Origin of the sequence: Pseudovibrio sp. JE062 (genome assembly GCF_000156235.1) — a bacterium.
In the GTDB taxonomy this organism is placed as follows: Bacteria; Pseudomonadota; Alphaproteobacteria; order Rhizobiales; family Stappiaceae; genus Pseudovibrio.
The window spans coordinates 170337-191049 of sequence record NZ_DS996808.1 but is presented as its reverse complement, the minus strand read 5'-3'; the positions used below and the strand labels follow the sequence as shown (position 1 = coordinate 191049).

The 20713-nt window shown below is 53.7% G+C and carries 16 protein-coding genes; 7 read left to right on the top strand and 9 right to left on the bottom strand.

Annotated elements, in window-relative coordinates; translation table 11 throughout:
• Positions 1-55: 55 nt before the first annotated feature.
• Complete coding sequence (locus tag PJE062_RS10850) at positions 56-3916, bottom strand: autotransporter domain-containing protein (RefSeq protein WP_208982255.1); 3861 nt, start codon at positions 3914-3916, stop codon at positions 56-58.
• A gap of 338 nt (positions 3917-4254) precedes the next feature.
• On the opposite strand from PJE062_RS10850, the gene PJE062_RS10840 reads away from it, so the two are divergent.
• The 3 genes from PJE062_RS10840 (at position 4255) to PJE062_RS10830 (ending at position 6195) form a co-directional block, all read left to right on the top strand.
• Positions 4255-4593: an MbcA/ParS/Xre antitoxin family protein gene (locus PJE062_RS10840; RefSeq protein ID WP_008548976.1), complete on the top strand. Its 339-nt coding sequence runs from the start codon at positions 4255-4257 to the stop codon at positions 4591-4593.
• A complete protein-coding gene (locus PJE062_RS10835; RefSeq protein ID WP_008549387.1) occupies positions 4590-5318 on the top strand; it encodes an RES family NAD+ phosphorylase in 729 nt (242 codons plus the stop codon). Before PJE062_RS10840 ends, PJE062_RS10835 begins: the two co-directional genes overlap by 4 nt.
• A 121-nt stretch (positions 5319-5439) precedes the next feature.
• The gene (locus PJE062_RS10830; protein WP_008549372.1) at positions 5440-6195 is read left to right on the top strand and encodes a hypothetical protein; all 756 of its coding nucleotides are present in this window, start codon (positions 5440-5442) and stop codon (positions 6193-6195) included.
• Positions 6196-6242: 47 nt separating this feature from the next.
• Here PJE062_RS10830 and PJE062_RS10825 read toward each other — a convergent pair whose 3' ends face one another.
• From PJE062_RS10825 to PJE062_RS10815, 3 genes are all read right to left on the bottom strand, one after another.
• The gene (locus tag PJE062_RS10825) at positions 6243-6881 is read right to left on the bottom strand and encodes a 3'-5' exonuclease (RefSeq protein WP_037036629.1); all 639 of its coding nucleotides are present in this window, start codon (positions 6879-6881) and stop codon (positions 6243-6245) included.
• 216 nt (positions 6882-7097) lie between these two features.
• Positions 7098-8414: a sodium:alanine symporter family protein gene (locus PJE062_RS10820; protein WP_247643120.1), complete on the bottom strand. Its 1317-nt coding sequence runs from the start codon at positions 8412-8414 to the stop codon at positions 7098-7100.
• A 368-nt stretch (positions 8415-8782) separates the two neighbouring features.
• Positions 8783-9697: a LysR family transcriptional regulator gene (locus PJE062_RS10815; protein WP_008549311.1), complete on the bottom strand. Its 915-nt coding sequence runs from the start codon at positions 9695-9697 to the stop codon at positions 8783-8785.
• 104 nt (positions 9698-9801) lie between these two features.
• Between PJE062_RS10815 and PJE062_RS10810 the strand changes: the two genes are divergently transcribed.
• A complete protein-coding gene (locus tag PJE062_RS10810) occupies positions 9802-10701 on the top strand; it encodes an AEC family transporter (RefSeq protein ID WP_008549095.1) in 900 nt (299 codons plus the stop codon).
• Positions 10702-10777: 76 nt separating this feature from the next.
• Here PJE062_RS10810 and PJE062_RS10805 read toward each other — a convergent pair whose 3' ends face one another.
• On the bottom strand, positions 10778-13081 hold the full coding sequence (locus PJE062_RS10805; protein WP_008549225.1) for a hypothetical protein: 2304 nt from the start codon (positions 13079-13081) through the stop codon (positions 10778-10780).
• Between the two features lie 369 nt (positions 13082-13450).
• Here PJE062_RS10805 and mbfA point away from each other — a divergent pair, with 369 nt between their 5' ends.
• A complete protein-coding gene (gene mbfA, locus PJE062_RS10800; protein ID WP_008549342.1) occupies positions 13451-14401 on the top strand; it encodes an iron exporter MbfA in 951 nt (316 codons plus the stop codon).
• A gap of 10 nt (positions 14402-14411) precedes the next feature.
• On the opposite strand, the gene PJE062_RS10795 is transcribed toward mbfA, so the two are convergent.
• The 4 genes from PJE062_RS10795 to PJE062_RS10780 form a co-directional block, all read right to left on the bottom strand.
• The gene (locus PJE062_RS10795) at positions 14412-15467 is read right to left on the bottom strand and encodes an ABC transporter ATP-binding protein (RefSeq protein WP_037036626.1); all 1056 of its coding nucleotides are present in this window, start codon (positions 15465-15467) and stop codon (positions 14412-14414) included.
• An 11-nt stretch (positions 15468-15478) separates the two neighbouring features.
• On the bottom strand, positions 15479-16357 hold the full coding sequence (locus PJE062_RS10790; protein WP_008548945.1) for a carbohydrate ABC transporter permease: 879 nt from the start codon (positions 16355-16357) through the stop codon (positions 15479-15481).
• Positions 16350-17231: a carbohydrate ABC transporter permease gene (locus PJE062_RS10785; protein ID WP_008548929.1), complete on the bottom strand. Its 882-nt coding sequence runs from the start codon at positions 17229-17231 to the stop codon at positions 16350-16352. Before PJE062_RS10785 ends, PJE062_RS10790 begins: the two co-directional genes overlap by 8 nt.
• A 127-nt stretch (positions 17232-17358) precedes the next feature.
• Positions 17359-18630 (bottom strand): ABC transporter substrate-binding protein, encoded by a 1272-nt coding sequence (locus PJE062_RS10780; RefSeq protein ID WP_037036625.1) that lies wholly within the window; start codon positions 18628-18630, stop codon positions 17359-17361.
• Between the two features lie 279 nt (positions 18631-18909).
• Here PJE062_RS10780 and PJE062_RS10775 point away from each other — a divergent pair, with 279 nt between their 5' ends.
• Together PJE062_RS10775 and PJE062_RS10770 are read left to right on the top strand one after the other, a co-directional pair.
• A complete protein-coding gene (locus PJE062_RS10775) occupies positions 18910-19635 on the top strand; it encodes an IclR family transcriptional regulator (RefSeq protein ID WP_037036624.1) in 726 nt (241 codons plus the stop codon).
• A gap of 3 nt (positions 19636-19638) precedes the next feature.
• The gene (locus tag PJE062_RS10770) at positions 19639-20706 is read left to right on the top strand and encodes a Gfo/Idh/MocA family protein (RefSeq protein ID WP_008549464.1); all 1068 of its coding nucleotides are present in this window, start codon (positions 19639-19641) and stop codon (positions 20704-20706) included.
• Positions 20707-20713: the final 7 nt, after the last annotated feature.

The window sequence follows — 20713 nt, the reverse complement described above, 5'->3', positions numbered from 1 at the left end:
CAGCCGCATGCTGGAGCCCCAAGCCAAGCTCCAGCATGCTTTTGATTGTGGGCGATCAGAACTTGTAGGACATGCGGCCGAAGAAGGCTGTGTCAGTTGTATTTTCGCCGTACTCGCCGAGCACGCCAACAGATGCTCCGAAGTTACCTTTGGTGTAGTCCAGTGAGGCTGAAACGCGGGCCAGTGTCTGATCACTATCGTTTGTCACATAAGCGACGCCGTTAGCGCCGGACCGCAGAATATCTTCAAAGCCGCCATCGCCGAGGATCTGACGCAGACCAGCGCGCACATTGGCCTTCAACTCACCTTCTTCGAGCTCATAGGTGCCCGTCCAGCCAAGGGACGCATCCACAGAGAACTGGTGATTGCTGACCGCATCATAGCGAACATCCAGTGCATTCTGATTGTCAACCGAGAATGCCCAACGGGAGTGCCAGAGATGGCTCAGGCCAAGTTCCGGCGTGAAGGTGTTGTTGCCATACTCCCAGATGTATTGTGCCGCGACGCGGGTCAGCAGGTTCTGACTGGTGTAGCTTTCTTTGGCTTGAACAGAGCTGTCCTTGTAGGTGTTACTGGTGTGATAGAAGGTGCTCTGCCCACTGAAGAGCACATCATCCATGCGGTACGCACCCTGAACACCAACCCCATAGGTGTTCACGCTCTCCTTGGCCTGATCATAAACACCATCAAACTCCAGCGCGCTGTGACCATAAAAAGCGCTGGCACCGATAATCAGTTCAGAAGAAACAACACGGTAATAGCCTGTCAAAACGCCAGTTGTGTGGGCGGAGTAACCAAGCTCCTCAAAACCGTTGCTCTGGTAAAGATGTAGTGGGGCAGCGTAGAACACGCCGTACTGCTCAACCGGCTGTTTCACATCTGCCATATCCGCAACAGCTTTTGCCGCGTCTGATGTCGGCTGCACGTCATAGGAAAGCAGCAGACCTTCGCTCTCAGCAGATTCCTGCCCAAGCATCAGATCATTCAGCAACTGCGCCCCAACGCGCTGCGTCGCATCAATCACACCGCGCTGCTGCTGCGCAACCAGCTGCGGGCTGGAGACCTTCGGCGCGTATCTGAAGATGATCTGCTGATCCTTGGTGTTCCAGCTGCTCTCCACCGCTTCAGCACTCCAGCCATAGCCAACAATGCCATCTGCATTGAGCGTGGTGAACTGCTGAACATCCTTACCGGCCACGAGATCCGGCACTACATAGGCCTCATTGACCTTTGTGCTGTTGGAGTGATGAACGTGAAGTGTGGCACTGTCGAACGTTACACTGGCCGGATCATCAGCTTGAATGGTACCGCCGAAGCTTTCCTCCATATCGTCCTGGAAGAGAATACCGTAGGAAGTCACAGTCAACGCATTGGTTCCAGCATGGACCTGATAGGCTTCAGACCCCGCACCTCCGGTCGCAGATGCCAGGATCAACCCGCTATTGTCGAGCGTTGCGTCACCCTTGAGCACCACACCATATGCAATGGCTTTGTCCTGAACACCGTTTGCAGTGCCAGCAACCGCCTTTACATCAATGAGGTTTGAGTTGGTAAAATCACCTTCGATGCCGTAGCGCGTTGTGCCTTCGACATAGCCGATACCGAAAGCACGTGCGCCACCATTGGCTTGAGCAGCATCACCGCTCTCAGCTTTACCGCCAGTGGCACGCACAAAAATGGTTCCGCTGTTTACTTCGGCATCTCCTTTGATCCCGAGAGCAAGGCCTTCTGCATTGGCGGTCTTATTCGCTTGCGTTGTTGCTGATGTCCCAATCGCTTGCGCTTCTATCAGGCCCTTATTCTCACCGCCAAGCGAGCCATCAAGACCCGTTACATCTGCGTAGCCATAAGCTGGGCCACCAACAGAACTCGCGGTTCCACCAGTACCGAGTGCCCTGACAACACCCAGATTATCGGGCTGTTCACCTGCGCCAGTATCTCTGATGCCAAGATAGACACCGATAGCCTCTGCTGAAGCACTGGCACTGCCTGAACCCTGCGCTATTGCGGTTCCGCCTCGTGTCTCAGCGAAAACTGTTCCTGTGTTCGAGCCATCCAGGCGGCCAAAGAGACCCATGACGCGGGTATGTGCAGATGCGTTTCCGCTCCCTTTCGCTTCTGCTGTGCCACCATATCCAAGGGCAATCAGAGAGCCTGAGTTCTCTCCTTCCACCCCATTGTTGACGGCATACACATTTGCCGTGGCCTCAGCTGAAAGCGCCCCTTCAGCCGTTGCTTTTCCGGCAACGCCGCGTGCATATACAGTGCCACTATTGCTGCCTCTTATGTAATTATTGACGCCCACAGCACTGGCAATTGCATCAGCCCCGTCGCCGGTGGTTCCATCACTCTCTGCAGTTCCGGCAAGCGCTTCAATACGGATGACACCTGAGTTGGTGCCTTGGAGCGTGTTTTCAACGCCAAACGCAGTTGCGTTCGCATTCGTACGAAGACCAGAAGCGGTTCCGGCACGAGCGATTACATCAATCTCACCCGAATTATCGCCATTCAGGTTAGCTTTTGTGCCGGACGCGATCGCAGATGCATTGCCATATCCATTTTCCGAAGTTGCTTTTGCACCTTCTCCGGCAGCCCGCACAAAAATGAGGCCACTGTTCGCATCAATGTAACCCTTCACACCAGCTGCAAGTGTTGCGGAATTTGCGGTTCCGTTGCCAACAGTCTCTGACTGACCGGCGCTCGAATACACACTTATCCGGCCCGTATTCTCAGCCTGTAGGTTTCCCTGAACGCCAAAGGCATCAGCTGCCGCATTGGCTTCGCCACCTGTTGAGGTTGCTGTTGCAGTTCGGTTATCAACATCGATAAGAATAGAACCGCTATTCGCATCGACGGAACCATTCACACCGACTGCCAGCGCCTTAGAGTTTGCAGTGGCACTGCCATCCGTCTTTGACAGGCCAGCTCTTGCGACCACATCAATCAAACCGGTATTGCTTATCTGAAGGTCTCCATAAAGACCATAGGCATCAGCCGCTGCCTTGGCTTCTCCACTTTCTGTGATCGCACTGGCATTTCTGTTGTCGGCAAGAACAAGAATGGAACCGCTGTTCGCGTCCGCATACCCTTTCACACCAATGGCCAGGGCATATACATCAACATTTCCTGCGCTCTCAGAGGTTGCCTGCCCACCTTTTGAAATAATGTCGATCAGGCCCTTGTTCTCGCCTTCCAGATCTTCGTCAATGCCCGTGATGTCAGCATCTGCGTAGGCGATGCCTGTGCCCGTTTTCGCAGTTCCGGCGTAGCCTTCTGCCTTGATGGTACCGACATTGTCGCCCTCAACATCAAGGTAAGTTCCAAAGCCTTCGACGCTTGCATCTGCATTGCCGCTGCCAAGAGCTGTTGCAGTACCCGCCTGAGCAAAACTGGAGAGTGTCCCCAGATTGTCGCCCATCAGTCGGTCATCAATGGCCTTCACGTTCACCTTTACACTGGCTTTGCCAGTGCCCGATGAGACGGCGTTTTGACTGATGCCTTTGACAGAAATTGCTCCGAGATTGTCCTTTTCCAGAGTGCCTTCAACACCATCAATTGTAATCGCAGCGGTTGCACCTGAATTTGTACTGGTACTGCTATCCGCACTTCCGCCGCTGACATCAACTGAGATATTGCCGGTATTGTCTCCAGTGATATCGTAGCGAATACCGCGTATTGTTATTTCCGCTGTCGCTCCTGCACCGGAGGCTTCACCACCAACGACTTCGACCTGTAGTTCCCCAGAGTAGTTAGAAAGCGGCCCTGTGATGACCTGAGTATCCAGAGATGCATCATTTGGAGCGCTGTTGGGTACGGTAATATTCACCGTCTGCGCCGCGGCTGGTACGACCAAAACACTGCTTAAAACGAGCGCGCATACGGAAACACTGCTCAAACTGCGAGATTTATAAGTCACGGCCCCACCCCAACTGTAATTATTCGTATTTTTATCGATAATTATAGTCGCAGGCGTCACACATCAAGGCGGACGCTTGGTCATCCACGCTTATATTAGATCTTGCGTATAGTAGGATGTACTTGAATAATATGCCACTCAGGGTTTTGTCGCAGATCGTCATTCGCGCGAAAACACGCTCAAAACCTTGACATTTGGCATGATAATCATAATATAATGCCATATGGCACTTTCAGTGTTTTGTTGGTTGGATGAGAGGGACGATGCCTAGTCTTCGGAAGATTGAGCAGCCTTTGGCGCCTGGGGGGCCTAAGTTCACGGAGGAAGAGGTCCATGCCATGCAGCGGGCCGTGATCAACTTGTTTGATCGCTGGCAGTTGACAGATGAGCAAGCCACCTTGTTGCTGGGCGACATTGCCAAGCGCACCTATCAACGCTGGAAGACCAAGCATTATGGCCGTGTGAGTGTTGACCTTGCCGCGCGCCTTTCCAACCTTCTCGGCATTCATAAAGCTCTGCGTTTGTTGTTCAGCGATCCGAACCGCGGATATGGCTGGGTGAAGCGGCCTAACACGGATTTTGGCGGAAAAACTGCTCTTGAGATTATGCTGGGCGGGCAATTGACTGATTTGATGCGCGTGCGCAGATATCTTGATGCGCAGCGAGGCAACTGGTGACCACGTTAACTCTGGTGGAGACGGACCTGAAAGCTCCAGAAACACATGTCAGTTGGCCCCAATATTATCGTCTGGTCAACTCGGCTTACCCACCCATAGATTTGTTTGAAGACATTGCTGTTCCAGCAGACTGGGAGTTGCTGGCCGCAGCTGAAAGTCGCACAAACCCGCGCCTTGCAGTGACCATTGGCAATCTGGATCTTGTGCCTGTTGAGCGCCGCGTGAGTGGAACTGGCGCATCCTACCTGATGGCTCCATTCACCCATGCTTCTCCAGACAGAGCAGGGCGCTTTCATGATGGCACCTATGGCGCGTTTTACGCAGCCAAGTCCTTTGAAACGGCGCTTTTTGAGACAGTCCACCACACCGGAAACTTTTATGCAGCCACTCAGGAGGCTCCCGGTTGGATTGCGCAGATGCGTGAGCTGATTGGCAGTGTGGATGCAAAACTCGCGGACGTAACAGATCCCCGCTTTGATGTGCTTCTGCATCCCGATGATTACTCCGCCTCCCAAAACTTTGCCCGCAAGCTGCTGGAGGATGGCGGCGACGGCATTCTCTACCCCAGCGTGCGTGATGAAGGCGGCATGTGTATCGCAGCCTTTTATCCGGATGTGATTGAGGCTCCTGTTCAGGCGCGTCACTTCAGTTACCACTGGAGCGGAGAGGCGATTGATATGATCAAAGACCTGAACTCCGGCGAAGTTTTCGAGATAGCAGATTAGGCCTGTCAGAACACACCACACTCACAACTGAAATCAGGTGATACCACCTACCTCAACAGCAAGCGCTGCGCAGGTTTCGGCGGCTAGCATCACGCCAATTGATTTTTAAAGGATAGTGATTGTGAGTATTTTCGGTGGAGGTGGGTCCTCCTACAGCATTTCCAATTACAGCGTCGCCAAGTTTGTCAGCAACGGCACCACATCTTTCGCAGCGCGTGCGACACAAATCGCGCAACCGCAGGATGACGATTCAGAAAAGAATTCTACCAAGGTGGACGTGACGTCCATGCCGGACAACGCTGTTGATGCACGGGCGAAACTAACCGAGCGCTACGGCGATCTGGACACCACCTCTGCCAAATACAAGGACGACATCGAGGCGTTTCGCAAAGAGATCTTTGACGATCTGAAGTTCGATCGGGCTACGCTCTTTCAGATCGCCAGCAACGATAACGGCTACTTCTCTAAGGAAGAGATCAAAGCAGCTGAGCTCGTGATGGAAGAGCAGTTGGATCAAGCCCTCAACAAGAGCGATCCTGATGCCGAGCCAACAGCTGACAATTACTTGTCGCTTTTGGAGTATCTTGAAAAGGAAAGCTCAGAGGAAGAGAAAGCAGCCTTCGAGTGGGCCGTCAACAAGGCGAGCGCACAGGCCAATTACAAACGGCTTTCAAATGGCAAGGAAAGTGATCTTTTCTCTGATGACCCGGTCGTCAGCCTGCTCACAAAAGCTCATGAAGACCTGTTTGATGCGCGGAAAACCAATCCGGACGCCAAGCTGGAGTCCATGTCTGCCTACGATTCCGCCCAGTACCAATGGGAGCGAAACAACAACACCTACGACGCCTACACGTCCCCAGACTCGTGGTGGAAGTAGAACCTACCTGGTCCCTGCTTTAAGGATAGGCAGGGATCACACCTCACCTAAGCCAAACCTTCCAGTTCAACGCCACCGCGCTCGAATTCAGCCGGCGAAAGTCGCTTGTTCCTCAGAAGGTGCTGAATGACGTAGGCGACGGAGAGAGCATCGTCCAAGGCATCATGTCCTCTTAAGGGAGGATGTTCCAGCTCGAAGTAATCAGCGAGGTCATTACTGCGCGTCCGTTTGATGTCCTCGTAGGGCATACCTGCCGCGAGCATGAGCTTGCAGGCGTTGTCGAACTGATGAGCGGGTATGGAAGGCTGGATACCAGCAATATAGCAGCTGATTGCCATCATGTTCAGCTCATCTTTGCCCCAAGACCAGAGCGTGGCGCCATCAGCAAACGCGTTCAGCTGTTCGTTGACCTCCTGCAGTGAAATGCCTTCGCTATCAATCATCTCTTGTGTGATGCCCGTGAGTTTGCTGAAGAACGGATCAAGCTTGTAGCTGTCGCCATAGCGATCAACTGGATTGATATGGACCTTGATCGTATCAATGAGTTCAAAGCTGCCTTCGAGCGATAATTTTACCGCTCCGATCTGGGCGATGACCGGGTCAGGATCAAACGGACCGCACCAGAATCTACGCTGAGCCCCTTCGGATGTCAGGAACTCACAGTCAAAGACCACTGCTGTTTTCATGAATGCCCCCACTACAGTAACTCTGCGACTTAGCCGCTCCATAACAAAAGCTGTTTCTGATCCTATTGGCATTCCAAAACCACCACAACAGGAATGCTCGGAAAACATGGCGGGTTAGCCTGAGCGCACAATTATCATGCAGCAGCACATCCAGCTGCACATACAAAAATGGCCCGGTGATGAACCGGGCCATTTTCTTGAAAACTGTGTTTTCTGTTATTCAGCAGGTGCTTCTTCTGCGCCTTCTGGTTCGCCGTCTTCGGAGAAGAACTCCTTGGTCAGCTTGAAGACAACAGGGCTGAGAAGAGCCAGCGCGATGAGGTTTGGAATAGCCATCATTGCGTTGAGCGTGTCAGCCAGCAGCCAGATGAAGCTGAGCTCTGCAGTCGCACCGAAGTAGATCGCAGCAACCCAGAGGATGCGGTATGGCTTCAGAGCACGAGGGCCGAAGAAGAAGCCAATGCACTTCTCACCGTAGAAGCTCCAGCCCAGGATGGTAGTGAACGCGAACACGGAAAGTGAGATCGCGATGATATAACCACCAACGCCCGGTAGGGACGTCTCAAACGCCAGAGAGGTGAGCGCTGCACCGGAGGAACCAGAAGTCCACACGCCGGATGCCACAATCGCAAGACCAGTGATGGTACATACGATGATGGTGTCGATGAACGTGCCGAGCATCGCGATCAGACCCTGGTTTACAGGGCTCTTGGTTTCAGCAACCGCGTGAGCGATTGGTGCAGAACCCAGACCAGCTTCGTTGGAGAAGACGCCGCGGGCAACACCAAAGCGGATAGCCGCCCACACAGCAGCACCAGCAAAGCCACCTTCAGCAGCAGTTGAGGTGAATGCCTGAGCGAAGACCAGCTGCAGAGCAGAACCGATGGAATCGATGTTCAGGATCAGAACAACCAGACCAGCGGTGATGTAAGCAACAGCCATGAATGGAACCAGCTTACCAGCAACGTTACCAATGCGAGTTACCCCTCCCAGAATAACTGCAGCGGTCAGCACCATCAGAATAACTGCGGTTGCCTGTGCCGGAATAGCGAAGTTTTCATTCAGAACGTTCGCAACACTGTTGGCCTGTACGCCGTTGCCGATGCCGAACGCAGCAACTGCGCCAAACGCGGCAAAGGTTGGAGCAAGCCAGTACCACTTACGGCCAAGACCGTTTTTGATGTAGTACATCGGACCGCCGACATAGTTGCCAGCGTTGTCACGCTCACGGTATTTCACCGCACAAACGGCTTCTGCATATTTAGTGGCCATGCCCACAAGAGCGGTCATCCACATCCAGAAGAGTGCGCCAGGTCCGCCGAGGAACACTGCAGTCGCTACGCCTGCGATGTTACCGGTCCCGATTGTTGCTGAAAGAGAAGTCATCAGCGCGTTGAAGGGGCTGATTTCGCCACCACCTGCGCCTTGTCGACCTTTCCAGAGCAGGCTAAAGCCCGTGCCCAACTTAAAGATGGGCATTAGTTTGAGTCCGATCTGGAGGAAAAGTCCAACCCCGAGAATGGCTATAAGCATCACAGGGCCCCAAACGATAGAATTAATTTCGCCTAGGATATTCGTCATTGTTTCCATGGTTAGCCTCCCACCATGATTTTTATTATGATTTAGCTTACATCCTCAGCATGCATAGGGAATACATGTACAATAGAACTATTTCAAAGTTTTTTGCTATATATCAATGACTTATTGCGTGAGATAGTGGGTTACCTATGGTAATCACGAAAATTTTTGGTGAAAAATTCCCGCCTAACGGGAAGAAAATATCGATTTCAACCGACCAGCCGGTACAAAAACGCAAAATTCATCCCCCTTTTTGTAATTTATGAGCACATTCTCATTAACTAAGATAAGGGTATCCGCGTATTCCGTTAAGGGAAGGAAGATTATTCTTCCTGGTAGATCTCATTTTCCGCAAAATCCCAGAAGCGGGTGACGGCGCTGTTGGTGGGGGTCGTTGGCAGGCGGGTTAGAAAGAGACTGCGCGGGGCAGGGGGATCAAGAGGCAGGGCCATCACACCTTCCAGATGCTCAGGCAGTGCTAGTTCAGCAATGATGGAAGAGGCAAGGCCGGACCGGACGATAGCCAGAATGGATGTGATCTGCTGAATGGAGTGATCCACGCGCGGTTCTGTGTCTGAGCGGCTGAACCATTTACGCACCAGAGGCTCACTGCCACCCTTGGTCATAATAAAGGGCTGGCGCTGAAAGTCCTCAGCGGTCATCTCAGGTGGCAAATCCATATCACGGGCAACAATGCCGACAAGCCGGTCACAGGCGATCGGTATGCTCTCGAACTCTTCATCACCATCCAGACCCGGCACCACAGCCACATCCACCTCTCCACGACGCAGCGCGGCGATGATCTCCTGATCCTGCGCCTCTCGCAGTTCCAGCGCGATGCCGGGATAAAGGCGGGAGAAGCGTTTCATTACATCTGGCAGCAGACGTGTAGAGGCGGAAGGGCCGGAGGAACCGATGCGAACGCGGCCTCCTTTGTTCTGCCGCAGGTCATTGATGCGGGCCAGTGCGTTTTCTTCTGCCGCTTGCACGCTCAAAGCATATTGAACGATCAGATCGCCTTCATCCGTCAGCTGCACCGGCTGTGCCCCGCGACGCAGCACCTTCACCCCAAGCCGCTTCTCCAGTTCCGCGATAGACTGGCTCACCGCGGACTGACTGACACCCAACCGATGCGCCGTTTTGGTGACAGAGCCAACGGCCTGCACCAGAGGCAGGGCACGCACGGCCAGTTCCGGCAGGCGGGTTGCGAAATTGTTGGGTCCGTCAGGTTTGGTCATAGGCCGCCATCACACATTATAAGCTCTGCTTATTATCTTATCTATTCTCATTAGACTAAGACATAGCGACAGGAAAGACCAGCCAAACCGTGAGGAGAGAACGTATGGGGATCGCGATGGCATTGCTGCCAAGTCTGGGCTTGCTGGCTTTGGGCGGTGTGTTTGGCAAACGTCTGGATCAGACAGTGTGGCGTGGCATTGATACGCTGAACTTTCAGCTGCTGTTTCCCGCACTGATGTTTTCAGCAGCGGCGGCCCGGCCCATCAATCTTGATGATGCAGCCATCATCGGATTGGGCGTTTGGGGTATTTTGGGTGTCGGGCTGTTGTTGGGGTGGATGCTGCGCCCGTTTGGTCCGGATCGGTTTCTGGATTTTGCCGCTGGCTGGCAAACCGCATGGCGGTTCAACACAGCAATCGGGTTTGTGGCCATCAACGCGTTGGACGCGGACAGCGCTTCCCTGATGGCCATTGCCATTGGTTTTGCGGTGCCAATGGCAAACCTGATGGCTGTAACAGCTCTTTCCATGGGCAAAGGTCTTGGTCTGCGCAAGGCGGTTGGAAAGGTGGCTCTCAATCCATTCTTTCTGGCCGCCCTTGGCGGTGTTGCGGTGGGCTTGAGTGGGTATCCACTTCCCTCAGTCCTTTCGGAAGGTCTCAATCAACTGGCTCTGGCTGCCATCCCCCTAGCATTGTTGGCGATTGGAGCAACACTTGATTGGCAGGGACTGATGAAGCTGGATATCTATACCGGCGGGCTGAACTCGATCAAACTGCTGGCCTTGCCTTGCATTGCCTGGTTTGTGGTGCACAGCTTTGCCATTCCAAAAGAACAGGCATCCGTGCTGGTGTTGTTCGCAGCTTTGCCCACCGCTTCAGCCGCCCACGTGCTGGCCGCTGCCTTTGGTGCTGATTGCCGCCAACCGGCAACGCTGATTGCCCAGTCCACCTTACTGTCCTGCATCAGCCTGCCGCTTTGGATTGCACTGCAGACCAGCATGTAAAAGGGCCCTGCGGTAAACCGCAGAGCCCAGCCATTAGATAAGGAAGGTTTATAAGGTCAGAGCATGGGAAGCTCTGTTAAGCGGCTTGTTTAAAAGCCGTAGGCTTGAATTCCAGAACCCAACAAGCTTCCAGCTTGTTTCTCTTCCAAGGCAGGAAGGAGCGGACACGGTACTTCACTTGGCGAAGTTCCAGATAGTCCGGCAAGCTTGCACCGGGGCCGGCAGACTTTTGAATAAGCTCCGCCCAATCCCGTGCCAACTTGGTGGGTTCTTCAACGACTGGCATTCCGTCGCTGTTTTCACCGGTAGGTTTGGAGATCAGCTGTTTATAGACGGATGGGTTCAGCAGAGCCTTCAGCGCACCACTCAAACCATGCAGGTCTTCACCAAAGGCCTGATCTTCTTCATCTGCGATGTTACCGGCGTTTTCCTTGTCTCGTTCTGTTGGCTCGTTCAGCACAACACTGTTTGCTTCCGTGGTGCCATGTTCAACTTCCTTGACGACCACGTTGTATTGATCCTTCTTGCCGCCTTCCATTGGCGTGATTTCAACACGGAACATGGCTGACCAAGGTTGTTCCTTTGCCCATTTCAGGATCTTGCGGATGCTTGTGCCATTGCTCATCTTGGCCATGACTTCCTGCATTGCGTGGTCTTGCAAGCTGCTGATTGCATCATGCGCATTACCATAGCTTTGCAGCAGGCCATCACCCTTGGAGCTGAGGAAGTCATCCAGATGGCTCCGCTTGTCCTGAATCTCATCATTCTTCTTCGTCTGGTCTTCCCGCAGATCGGACATGTTCAATGCCAGATCTCCAAGATCACCCGCGATGGCTCGTGGCAGATTGTTGATCAGGTTCACTTCCGCAACTGTGTCGGAAGTTGGTTTCTGTTCAACCACCCAAGCGGTCTTCACGGTATCGGTGTTTGAGAAGAAGCCCTTCTTGATGTCGTGATAGCGCACTTGCTTCAAAGTCATATAATCAGGCAGCTGATCGCTGATGTCCCTGCCACCTTCCTGTGCGCGAGCAAGGGTTTCACCCCAGTTCATTGCCAGATCACTAGGCTTTTCTACAAATGGAATATCGTCATTGCTGGCTTCACCTGTGGCCTTGCTGGTCAGGGCGGCCATCATTTCCGGTGAGCGCAAACCGTTGAAGATGAGCTCTGGATTGTACATGAGCTTTTCTTTTGAAAGGTTCCGCTGTGCCAGATCGGTGTTTTCGTCGATATCAAGACCATCCGTGTCTTCGTTCTGCGGGCTGTTGTCGCGCAGCTCGGCTTCAATGTTGAAGTAGTCACCCTTGGTGGTGATGTCGATATCAACCAGCTTTGCCCATGGCTGAGTTTCAACCCACTTCATGGTCTTGCGAGGACTGTTTGTCTGGGCGAGGTGGTCGTTGACCATGTTTCTTGCCATCTTTGCAAGGCCGGAAGCGGCGTTCAGTGCACGGTCGTTCTGTTCGGCGAGTTCATCAACGGCGGAGTTGACGGTTTCGCCAAAGCTGATGGCGGACTGCACATCATTGGTGGTGTTCAGGGCCATACCCAGCTGCCGTGCAACAGCCATGCGGTACTCAATAACTTCCTGTTCTATTTCTTCCAGCTTTTGTCGTTCACTGTCAGAAACGGCATTTTCCTTCGCATTGTCGATGGTATCGCTCATGGCCTTACCGAAGGCGTGCTGGCGATACAGTTCATTGACGTCTTTCACGAGGGAGTTGCCGAGCTTGACCATGTTCTGACTCATGAACACCAGCATTTCGCGGTGTGCTGGAGTCAGTTGTTTAGGATTGGAGTTAGCTGCATTTTGCAGGAACTCTGTGAAGCGAGGATCATCAGCCTGAGAGTCAAAGATCTCCTTGGTGACACTCCGGGATTCATCCTTAAGGTCTTTCTTCAGATCACGAGTGAACTGCTGCTTGACCATTTCATCAGCTTTTTCCTGAGGCATACCCAGAACATCTTTCACATGATGCTCCCATTTGGCAGCTGCAGGGTCAGCATAAGCTGTGGCAAGCGGATCTTTTAAGAAGGCTTCCCTCTTCTGCTGGAAGTCACGTAATCGACCCAGTTGCTCGCGAAGTGTTTCGGATTGTGGGAGGCCAATTTCCTCAAAGACAGCATGGACAGGACTAGGCTTGGAGCCATTTTGTCGTTCTGGAGGAGGAGTGTCGACGACGACATAGTCGCTCAAATCCGGTTCAGCAGTGCCATTGCGCTGGTCATGAGTGCCATTCACGCCGTTGGCCTGCTCGTTTGAGGCTTGCGCTGTCAGATTGGTTTCATCCCCTTCTTCCTCGGGGAAGTTCCAATGCATGTTTTGGTAAACAGCCTTGGCCCAATCGTGTTGTTCAGCATTCAACTTATTTACAGGCATGACACGTCTCCTGCTAACTAAGTTTTGTTATTGGCTAATAAAGTTGTGCTCCTCCTATCCGTTTATTTTAAGGCACGTAATCGACTTTAGTATAATAAGTTAAGACTGATTAAACCGCTCTGCTCAAATGCGATCAAGATCTTCATTTAGATCCGATTAGGCGATCACATTTTCCCAAAAACATCAATCACATCCGCTGATAGCGCAATCACAGACGCATTGCCCAATTCTCCTGAACTCAGTGGCCAGCCCCCTCAAATTTGCCTCTTATTTGAGGGGCTGAAACTGCCTGTTTGCAATGAAACCTGCTTAGGATCTGCCGAAACCGGAACAACTGGACCATCACGGATGTTGTATCTGACGTCACGCATGCGATTTTCTGATCTGAGCGAACAGCAGGTTCTTGCCCTTGCCATCTCCTCAGAAGAAGATGACGCCCGCATCTACCGCGGCTTCGCTGCCAGACTGCATGAAGACTATCCGGGTACAGCCGCCATTTTCTCAGAAATGGCGAATGAAGAAGACCAGCACCGCATCTCCTTAATCGAACTGCATCAGAAACGCTTCGGTGACACCATCCCGCTGATCCGCCGCGAGCATGTCTCTGGCTTTTACGCCCGCAAACCCACGTGGCTTTCAGCTCATCTGACCCTCGACCAGATCCGTCACATCTCTGAAAACATGGAGACCGCCTCACGGACCTTCTACGAGAACGCGGAGAAGAGAAGCACGGATGCAGACACCCGGCGCTTGCTGGGAGATTTGGCAGCTGTTGAAGCAAGCCATCAGGACAAAGCCCGGTTCTTGACTCAATCACACATGGAGACGGAAGCGGAGAGCGAGGATGAAACGGCACACCGCAAACTGGTGCTGACGCTCATTCAGCCGGGTCTCGCCGGATTGATGGATGGCTCGGTCTCCACGCTCGCCCCCGTGTTCGCCACCGCCTTTGCAACGGGCAACACATGGACCACATTTCTGGTCGGCCTTGCCGCCTCAATCGGGGCAGGGATTTCCATGGGCTTTACGGAAGCAGTCTCTGATGACGGGCAGATCTCTGGGCGCGGCCCCCCCACACTGCGCGGGTTGGCCTCCGGGGTGATGACGGCCATTGGCGGGCTGGGGCACACCATCCCCTATCTCATCAGCGAGTTCTGGATAGCCACGTCCATCGCGTTCTTTGTCGTGGCTGTCGAGCTCTGTGCCATCGCGTGGATACAGAGCAAATACATGGAAACGCCGCTCTTGCGGGCGACGTTTCAGGTTGTCCTTGGCGGCTCACTGGTGTTTGCCGCAGGCGTGCTCATCGGCGGGGGTTAGCTGCCCTGCTTTACAGGGACGCCCCACCTTCCTCGAACACATGCAGGAACTCGCGGTTGACTGAAACCGGCAACATATCCCCTTCACGCACAGTGATGGAGTGGTCCACCCGCATGGTCAGCGGATCAGAGGAGAAGCTGGTTTGCAGGTAGGCGAGGGACTCTGATCCCAACTCTTCAACCAGTTCCACCTTTGCGGAAAAGTCGCAGGCATCTGTGTCAGAGATACGCATGTGCTCCGGACGAATGCCGAGCGTGATCGCCCCATTGGCATGGGCCTTCTGTGCATCGGTGATGTTGAAGCCATCCAGTTGGATTGCACCTTGCTGTGCAGTTGCTCCGATGAAGTTCATAGATGGAGCCCCGAGGAACCCGGCCACAAACTTGTTGGCTGGCCGCTCATACAGATCAATCGGTCGGCCAACCTGCTCGATCACACCGTGGTTGAACACCACAATCCGGTCCGCAAGGGTCATTGCCTCGGTCTGGTCGTGGGTCACGTAGATGATCGTCGCACCAAGACGCTTGTGCAGGCGGGCGATCTCCAAACGCATCTGTACACGCAGGGCGGCGTCCAGATTGGAGAGCGGCTCATCGAACAGGAACACCTGCGGATTACGGATAATCGCACGGCCAATAGCCACGCGCTGACGCTGACCACCAGAAAGCTGACGCGGGAAGCGCTCCAGCAGGTGCGTGATCTGCAGCGTGTCGGCCACTTCATTTACGCGGCGCTTCACCTCATCCTTTGGCGTTTTGCCAAGGCGCAGGCCAAAGCTGATGTTATCCGCAACGCTCATATGCGGAAACAGCGCGTAGGACTGGAACACCATCGCAATTTCACGTTTGGACGGATGGGCGCGGGTTACATCCTTGTCCGCAATGCTGATCTGGCCGGACGTGACTTCCTCCAGACCGGAGATCATGCGCAGCATGGTGGACTTACCGCAGCCGGACGGGCCGACGAAAACGATGAACTCACCCTTTTCGACCTCAAGATCCACCCCATGGATGACCTCATGTTGGCCGTATGACTTCTTGATGTTTTTCAGTGACAAACTACTCATAATGTCCCCGATTATCCTTTCACGGCACCCATGGTCATGCCTTTGATGAAGTAGCGCTGGAAGAACAGGAATACGATCAGCGTTGGCAGGCTGGCGATCAGCGACATGGCGCCCTGAATGCCCCAGGCAACGGAGTATTGGCCCTTCATGAACACGAGTCCCAGCATGATGGTGCGTTTCTCATCCGACTGGGTGAAGATCAGCGGCCAGAGGAAATCGTTCCAGATCCAGGTGAATTGAAGCGTCGCCAGCACCGCAATGGCTGGCAGGCTGATAGGCAGCGCAATCTTGGTCAGCACCTGCCATTCGCTGGCACCTTCCAGAATAGCCGCCTCGCGCAGCGGGTTCGGCACGGTGGCAAAGAAGTTGCGCATCAGCAGGGTACAGATCGGGATACCCAGCGCAGTGTGCACGATGATCATCGGCCACAGCGTATCGATCAGCCCCATCAGGTTGAATAGACGGAACAGCGGGATCAGGATCACCTGCGGCGGGAAGAACATGCCCGACACCACCAGCAGAAACACCAGATCACTGCCCTTGAACGGAAGCTTGGCGAACACGTACCCCGCCAGCACACCAAGCGCGATGGAAAACGCCGTTGCCGGTGCTGCCACGAGGAAGGTGTTGAGCATGTAACCATGCACTGCCGGATTGCTCAGCACCTCAACATAGTTGCCCCAGTACATGCTGCTTGGGATCGCCCAAAGATCCCCGAGTGCGATATCCCGCGTTGTTTTGACAGAAGAGAGCAGCACGCCGAAGGTTGGCGCAAGAAACAGGATTGCCAGCGTAAACAGGCAGATGAAGATGACAACAGGCCACGGATTGAACCGCTTCGGCGCAACATAATCGCCGCTGGTGCTGCCCAGAGTAGCCGTATCAGCCATAGATCTCGTCCACCTTTTTAAGCTGTTTGAAATAGAGGCGAATGATGGTCAGCGCGACGAGGAACAGCACGACGGAAATGGCGCTGCCATAGCCCATCAGGTACTTCTTGAAGCTCTCGTTATACATATGCATGGCCAGCGTATCGGAGCTGTTGAACGGCCCGCCGCCTGTCATGATGTACAGAATGTCAAAGCCCTTCAGCGAGTTGATCACGCTCAGCGCAACGACCACCACGGTGGCTGGTGTCAGCAAGGGGAGGATGACGTGGCGAATGCGCTGCCATGTGGTTGCGCCTTCCAGCTCACACACTTCCAGCAGATCACCGGGGATAGCCGTCAGGCCCGCAAGATAGATCACCATGGACAGACCGGTTGCCTGCCAGGACCAGGCTGCGATGACCGAGTAAAGCGCGCTGTCTGGTTTCGCCAGCCATGCGTAGTTGAAACGGTCGTTGGTGACGTACTCGATGATAGTGTTTAGAAGCCCCCAGTCCGGCTGGTAGATCCAGACCCAGACCTGACCAACCACCACGGCAGACAAGCAAATTGGCAGATAGAAGATGGTTTTGAAGATCGGGCCACCGGGCACATGGCTGTCGATGAGCAGCGCCAGCGAAAGGCCAAGAACCGTTGGAAGCACCACCGCGATGGCCATCCAGATAATCGTATTTATTGCCGCAGACATGAAGAGGCGATCGGAAAACAGCTTCCCGAAATTCTCAAAGCCAACGAAATCATAGGTGTCACTGAAACCGTTCCAGTTGGTAAAGCCGTAATAGAACGAGCTTAGGAGCGGCCAGATGATGATCAGCGCGAATACGCTGAGGGGGAGCGCCAAAAGGGCAACGCGCCAGAATGTGTTGCTTTGATTCATACCCGTCTCAGAAAAAGCCTGCCTCAGATGTGCGCATATCCTGCTGCAAGACCAGCGATATGCTCGATGTTATAGAGGCAAGCCGACCGCAACTCTGTTGCGGCCGGCTCTGTTTGGATTGCAATGCTTACTCGGCAAAGGCGCTTGCAGCGCTGGCGTGAGTTTCATCCAGAATGGTATCCACGTTGGATGGGTCATCCATGAAGCGAGCGAACATGGACAAGCCAACTTCCGCCACTGGTGGAGGCGTGGACAGGTCATAGTTGAACGCGAAGGTCTGCGCTGCATCGATGGTATCGAGCGCTTTGAGCATCACAGCATTGTAGTTGGATTTTGCAACATTCACGTTGGCAGACAGAGCGCCCTGAATGTTGGCCCACTTGGCCTGCGCTTCCGGATCAGACACCAGATACTCAAGCAGCTGCTCAGCACCCTCAGGGTTCTTCGCGTTTGCGGAGATCACCAGACCGTCAACCGGACCAACCACAGCATTAGGCACACCAGCTGTCACTTCCGGGAATGGGTAGAAGTCATAGTCTTCACCCGGCTTCAGACCGATGGAGTTCCAGTAGCCGGTGATCCATGTGCCCATCAGGGTCATAGCTGCATCACCGCGAGCAACCTTGTCAGAGGCATCTGTCCAGCTGTCTGCGTTCGCATTTTCAACAAAGTAGCCTTTGTCGACCATGCTCTTCCAGAGTTCCATCGCCTTCTTCACTTCAGGATCGACATAAGAGGCTGTGCCGTTCATGAGCTTCGCGCGGTAGTCAGGGCCCGCGGTACGAAGGATCAGATAGTCAAACCAGAACTGTGCAGGCCAGCGGTTCTTGGAACCCAGCGCGATAGGGGTCACGCCGTTTGCCTTCAGCTTCTCACAGGCTGCGAGGAACTCTTCCCATGTTTTAGGAGCTTCCGTGATGCCAGCCTTTTCCATAACAGCTTTGTTAAAGAACAGACCGGAGTAGTGGTAGCCGAATGGCACCAGATAACGCTTGCCATCATACTTGGTTGCACCGTCCGCAACAGACTTGGCAACCACGTTGTCCAGACCAGCCTTGTCCCACATGCCGTCGATTGGGCGCAGGTCACCTGCATCAATGACGAACTGCGTGCGCGCACCAGCCCAGTAAGAGAAGACATCTGGCAGTGCGTTGCCCGCCGCACGCACCAGAATGCCGGTTTTGAAGTCTTCGTGACCGATTGGGCTGTCTTTCACAGTGATGCCGGACTTGGCTTTAAAGCCATCCAAAATCTCTTTCAGGCCTTTCTGGCCCAGCTCACCGGTGAAGTAGTGAGAAATGGTGACTTCGTCTGCTGCGAATGATGGAACCATGGATGCTGTCGCCATAACAGGCGCAAGCACCGCAGCAAGCAAAAGTTGCCTTCTGCGCTTATTCATATTTCAATCCCCTCCCAAGAGTTTTCATATGTTTTACAAAATCATTTCATCAATAAGTTGCCCTATGCGCAACAAAACTGAATATACGTCCCATTTCGCCGCGCATTTCGCAAAATGTCAAGCTTATTTTGTACAAAATACGTATACGGCCTCTTGCGCTCCTGTAAAACCTGTGTCAATTCTGAAGCCAGACGCAGGAATTTTGTTGCCCTATGTTTAACTTTGTGTAATTAGTTGTCCATATTTCAACTTATTCCAGCGTGTTAGTGGAGATTGACGTTGCGCCTTTTACAATCGCTATCCCGTGGACTTCAGACGCTCGACTACCTTGTTGAGCAGGCTAAACCTTTGCGGCTTACGGATATCGCGAGTTACCTTGGTGTCGACAAGTCCAATGCGACGCATATTCTGCGTACTTTGGTTGCATGCGGTTACGCTACGCAAGGGACTGACCGACGCTACGCAGCAAGCGAAAAAATGACCAGTTCCCAAGGATCTGGGCCGACGGCGGAGGCAATTGTCGCAACACGGCAGCAGTGGCAACCTGTCCTGAAACAGCTCACACGCGAGACGGGAGAGTGCTCGCATATGGCTGTTCTGGCCAGTTCGCAGGTCTGGTATGTGGATAAAATCGATTCTGAGCTTCCGCTCAAGGTCGACCACCCCATTGGCTCTCTTGGCCCACTGCACTGCACCGCCCTTGGCAAGGCCTTTCTGGCCTTTGGTGATGCAGAGGCAAAGCAGGAGCTGAAGCAGTTCACCCCTGCGACCCTGACCGACCATAAGGCACTGGCAGCCGAAATATCCAAAAGCAGAGATCGCGGATACGCGATTGACGACGAAGAATTTACCTCCGGCATCCGCTGCGTGGCGGGACCGGTTTTTGATGAGCATGGGGTGATGATCGCCGCGATCGGCGTGTCAGGACCGACAGTTCGAATTAATGACAAGCGATTTGAGGAGCTCGGTGCGCTTGTCGAGAAAATGTGTTTTATGAGGGAGTAAGGGATGGGGAACCAGCCGGTTCGCGTTGCCATTCTGGGCACAGGTCGTATTTCGGATTTGCATGCCATTGAGTATAAGCAGAACCCGAAAGGCAATATTGTTGCCTTGTGTGATCAAAACGTAAAGCAGGCCCAGTCTCAGGCAGAGGCATGGGGGATTGATGACCCGATCATCAGTGACGACTACAAAGAGATTCTGGCGCGACCGGATATCGATCTGGTCGAGATTCTGCTGCCACACCATTTGCATTTGCAAGCCGCGCTGGACGCGATCAACGCTGGCAAAATGGTCTCTCTGCAAAAGCCCATGTGCATGAACATGGAAGAGGCCAACACGCTGGTAGAGGCCGTTGACGGCTATGATCGCCCTTTCAAGATCTTCGAAAACTTCATCTTTCATCCTCCTGTCCTAAAAGCCAAAGAGCTGGTGGATGCAGGCGCGATTGGAGACCCGATTTCCATCCGCATCAAATCCAATCCGGGCAAAAGTAAAACCGCCTGGAAGGTGCCAGCAGCAGCCAATGCGTGGCGGCAGATGAAAGACATGGCTGGCGGTGGTCCGCTGGTGTTTGATGACGGTCATCACAAGTTCGCCCTTGCCTGGCACTTTATGGGCATGCCGTCTGACGTACACGCCTTTATCGGCCAGACCGAAGTGTTCAAAGGCATCTATCTGGACGCTCCGTCCATGGTCTCTTTCCGCTTCCCGGGCAACAAGATCGGCAATCTGGAAGTTGTTTACTCCCCTGAGCTGGAGATCGCGACCAAGCATTACGCACAGGATGACCGGGTTGAGATCACCGGAACGCGAGGCGTCCTCTGGATCAACTGCGGCCATGGCTCCATTGGAGATCCGGCACCACTGGTGCATTACCGCGAAGGCAACGTCACCGAGTACCGCGATATCTATGCGGGCTGGGAGCAGAGCTTCGTCAACTCCACACGCCATTACCTTGATGCAATCACCGAGGGCGGCGACCCCATTCTAACAGCGCGGCAGGGCCGTGATGTCTTAAGCTTTGCGCTGGCGGCAGAAGAATCTGCACGCACAGGCCAGACAATCAGCTTCTAAGCAGCGG

What these genes read in the sequence shown, in the direction of transcription:
- PJE062_RS10840 (WP_008548976.1), top strand. Translation starts at nt 4,255, where the DNA reads ATGCAGCGGGCCGTGATCAACTTGTTTGATCGCTGGCAGTTGACAGAT.
- PJE062_RS10825 (WP_037036629.1), bottom strand. Translation starts at nt 6,881, where the DNA reads ATGAAAACAGCAGTGGTCTTTGACTGTGAGTTCCTGACATCCGAAGGG.
- PJE062_RS10820 (WP_247643120.1), bottom strand. Translation starts at nt 8,414, where the DNA reads ATGCTTATAGCCATTCTCGGGGTTGGACTTTTCCTCCAGATCGGACTC.
- PJE062_RS10815 (WP_008549311.1), bottom strand. Translation starts at nt 9,697, where the DNA reads ATGACCAAACCTGACGGACCCAACAATTTCGCAACCCGCCTGCCGGAA.
- PJE062_RS10810 (WP_008549095.1), top strand. Translation starts at nt 9,802, where the DNA reads ATGGGGATCGCGATGGCATTGCTGCCAAGTCTGGGCTTGCTGGCTTTG.
- PJE062_RS10805 (WP_008549225.1), bottom strand. Translation starts at nt 13,081, where the DNA reads ATGCCTGTAAATAAGTTGAATGCTGAACAACACGATTGGGCCAAGGCT.
- mbfA (WP_008549342.1), top strand. Translation starts at nt 13,451, where the DNA reads ATGCGATTTTCTGATCTGAGCGAACAGCAGGTTCTTGCCCTTGCCATC.
- PJE062_RS10795 (WP_037036626.1), bottom strand. Translation starts at nt 15,467, where the DNA reads ATGAGTAGTTTGTCACTGAAAAACATCAAGAAGTCATACGGCCAACAT.
- PJE062_RS10790 (WP_008548945.1), bottom strand. Translation starts at nt 16,357, where the DNA reads ATGGCTGATACGGCTACTCTGGGCAGCACCAGCGGCGATTATGTTGCG.
- PJE062_RS10785 (WP_008548929.1), bottom strand. Translation starts at nt 17,231, where the DNA reads ATGAATCAAAGCAACACATTCTGGCGCGTTGCCCTTTTGGCGCTCCCC.
- PJE062_RS10780 (WP_037036625.1), bottom strand. Translation starts at nt 18,630, where the DNA reads ATGAATAAGCGCAGAAGGCAACTTTTGCTTGCTGCGGTGCTTGCGCCT.
- PJE062_RS10770 (WP_008549464.1), top strand. Translation starts at nt 19,639, where the DNA reads ATGGGGAACCAGCCGGTTCGCGTTGCCATTCTGGGCACAGGTCGTATT.